The organism is Paragemmobacter kunshanensis (assembly GCF_011059185.1).
Classification (GTDB): domain Bacteria; phylum Pseudomonadota; class Alphaproteobacteria; order Rhodobacterales; family Rhodobacteraceae; genus Paragemmobacter; species Paragemmobacter kunshanensis.
This window is the reverse complement of record NZ_JAALFE010000104.1, coordinates 1-748: the sequence shown is the minus strand read 5'-3', so window position 1 is coordinate 748 and position 748 is coordinate 1. Positions and strand designations below refer to the sequence as shown.

Sequence of the window (748 nt, the reverse complement as noted above, 5' to 3'; positions counted from 1 at the left end):
GTGTTGCCGCGGGAAGCGAGCGCAGCCACGCTGCGCTCGACGAAGGTCTTCTGGCGGGGGCGCAGGCGCATGGCCGGGATCCCCCTTACTGCGCCCAGCTCGGCCGACCGGCGGCGCCGGGAGCGGACGCGGGCTGGCTGGGCTGGGTGGCCGTGGTGGGCTGCTGCGCTGCGTGGCCCTGCGCCGGCGCGGCGGCGAACCGCGGCGCGACCGTGCCCATCAGCGCGGCGTAGTCGCGATGATCGGGAGTGACCGCGGCGCGGATCTCGTTCTTGTCCTCGCCGTTGGTGTCCTGGCCGATGTCGATGCGGGCGACGAATTCGACCCCGTCGAGATCGCCGAACCCGTTGATGCGGCGGCGCACCTGAGCCTCCGGCGAGTTGTCCTTGTCCGACACGCCGCGCGCGGAGTTGAGGATGCCACGGATCAGGCCGCGCCCCATGTTGGCCCAGTCAGGGCCCTTCGGGCTGTAGAGGCCGATCAGCGACCAGACCTTGCGCCGGGCATAGGGACCCTCGAGCACCGTGTATTCGGCGTCGAGATAGACGGCGCCCGTGGCGGCGCGGCGCGCCCAGCCACCGGTCCAACCCTGCGAGGGGTCGTCGAAGCCGCCGGGGCGGAGCGTCAGACGCACCTTGGCGAGCGTACCCTTCGGGATGACGTTGGTGTTCGATTGGGCGGAGTTGAAGTCGTTCCAGGGTCCGGACATTGCGCGGCTCCTTTCAGTTGGAGGGTGGGACGCGCAGCG

The 748-nt window shown here is 71.1% G+C and carries 1 protein-coding gene; it reads right to left on the bottom strand.

The window, feature by feature from the left end:
- Nucleotides 1-85 precede the first annotated feature (85 nt).
- A complete protein-coding gene (locus G5V65_RS23065) occupies nucleotides 86-709 on the bottom strand; it encodes a hypothetical protein (protein ID WP_165054773.1) in 624 nt (207 codons plus the stop codon).
- Nucleotides 710-748: the final 39 nt, after the last annotated feature.

Bases quoted from the DNA above. Each gene is read 5' to 3' on its own strand.
- G5V65_RS23065 (WP_165054773.1), bottom strand. From the start codon at position 709: ATGTCCGGACCCTGGAACGACTTCAACTCCGCCCAATCGAACACCAAC.